General features: G+C 73.0%; 2 protein-coding genes. Both read right to left on the reverse strand.

Translation table 11 applies throughout. The features are described from left to right. Positions 1 to 1,243, reverse strand: a 1,243-nt coding sequence (locus tag AC1DUQ_RS21045) for an alpha/beta hydrolase family protein (protein WP_477074553.1), incomplete at its 3' end; no start/stop codon positions are given. Positions 1,244 to 1,245: 2 nt separating this feature from the next. Next, positions 1,246 to 2,163 (reverse strand): GTPase Era, encoded by a 918-nt coding sequence (gene era / locus AC1DUQ_RS21050; RefSeq protein WP_477062424.1) that lies wholly within the window; start codon positions 2,161 to 2,163, stop codon positions 1,246 to 1,248. Between the last annotated feature and the right edge of the window lie 16 nt (positions 2,164 to 2,179).

Below are 2,179 nucleotides of genomic sequence, written 5' to 3' on the forward strand. Positions count from 1 at the left end.
GTCCGGCGGCCGTCGCCACCGAGCCGCGCTGCCGCCGGACCCGGTCCGTCGCCTCCTCGACCGCGCGCGCGACCAGCAGCGCCAGCGGGCCGAGCACGATGAGGGCGACGGCGGCCAGCGCCAGGGCGAGGACGACGTCGCCGTCCCCCAGCCACCGCGGCTCCGGGACCGGGGCGGCGACGTACGTCTGCACCGGCTGTGCGCCGGCGATGCGCGGCGGGGAGTCGCCGGTCCCCGGCAGGCCGATCACCCAGCCCGCGAGGTCCCGCAGGAACACCGCGTCCACGTCGCCGTCGACGCGGATGCCGTGGTTGGCGCCCTCGTAGTAGCGCACCGTGACGTCGCCGTTCCCCGCGATCGCGGTGTCCCGCAGGATCTGCTCGGCGCCCTGGATGGTGGGCATCGAGGCGTCGCCGGTGCCGTAGACCACGAAGACGGGCTGCGTCATCTCCCGCTGGTACGGGGTGACGTCGAAGTCGGCGTACTCGAACCCGCCCCCGGGCAGGGACATGCCGACCGCCCGCGGGATCGCCCGGAAGACACCGTGCGGCACCCCCGTGTTGCGCAGGTAGGAGTCGACCGCGAACGCGGCCTGCTCCCGCGGCGGCACCACCGGCGAGGACACCAGGACGACGAACGCGATCGTCGGGTCCTGCGCCGCCATGATCGGAGCGATCCAGCCGCCCTCGCTCTCGGCGTAGATGCCCACGCCGTCGGGGTCGACGCCCGGGTACGACTGCAGCACCGCGACCGAGGCGTCGTAGTCCGCCGCCATCAGCACGTAGTCGCGGTGGCGCGTCGTGTACGTGTCGAGCCTCTTGTTGGGCACCATCGCGACGATCCCCGACGCGGCCAGCGCGTGCGCCTGCTCGAGGAACGCGGTGTCGTACCGGCCGGTCCCCGCGCCGTGCACGAACACCACCCCGCGCTTCGGACCCTCGAGCCCGACCGGCTCGCTGATCTGGGCGTCGATCGTGGCGCCGTCCAGCTGCACGGTCACCACGGTGGTGCGGACGTCGTAGGTCTGCACGGGCGCGGCGTCGCCGATCGCCGTCGACGTCGTCTCGACGGTCAGCGGGTCGGCGAGCGGGACCGGGTCCCACTGCGGGCCCATCACGGCACCGAGGATCGCGAGGACCACGATGCCGAGCGCCGTGCTGGCGACGACGCGGTACGACCGGCCGACCTTGCGGTGCACGTCGGTGTCCACGCGCGGCTCAGTGCGCTCGTCCGAGCTCAGCATGGTCAGAAGCCCAGCTTGCCGAGCTGCTTGGGGTCACGCTGCCAGTCCTTGGCCACCTTGACGTGCAGGTCCAGGTAGACCCGGGCACCGAGCAGCGCCTCGATCCCGCGGCGCGCCTGGCTGCCGACGTCGCGCAGCCGCGCACCGCCCTTGCCGATGATGATGGCCTTCTGGCTGTCCCGCTCGACGAACAGGTGCACCCGCACGTCCAGCATCGGCACCCCGTTGGCGGCCGGCTCGTCGCGCGCCACGATCTCGTCGACCACCACGGCCAGCGAGTGCGGAAGCTCGTCGCGCACGCCCTCGAGCGCCGCCTCCCGGACCAGCTCCGCGACCATGACGGCCTCGGGCTCGTCGGTCAGCTCACCCTCGGCGTACAGCGGTGTGCCCTCCGGCAGGTGGCCGATCAGCACGTTCTCCAGCACGTCCACGTTGTAGCCCGAGGTGGCCGAGACGGGCACGATGTCCGCCCACTCCCCCAGCCCCTGGACGGCCATCAGGTGCTCGGCGAGCTTGCCCTTGCCCACGAGGTCCGCCTTGGTGACCACGGCGACCACGGGCGTCCCGCGGCCGTCGCGGGCGAGCTCGCTCATCTGCTCGGCGATGAACCGGTCACCGGGGCCCACACGCTGGTCGGCGGGCAGGCAAAAGCCGACCACGTCGACCTCGGTGAGCGTGTCCTTGACCAGGGCGTTGAGCCGCTCGCCCAGCAGGGTCCGCGGCCGGTGCAGGCCCGGGGTGTCGACGAGGATCAGCTGCGCGTCGGGGCGGTGCACGATGCCGCGGACGGTGTGCCGCGTGGTCTGCGGGCGCCCGGACGTGATGGCGACCTTCTGCCCGACGAGCGCGTTGGTCAGCGTCGACTTCCCGGCGTTGGGGCGCCCGACGAAGCAGGCGAATCCGGAGTGGAACGTGGTCATCGGGTGGCTCCGTGGG

Source organism: Cellulomonas sp. P4_B5_2 (assembly GCF_056402235.1).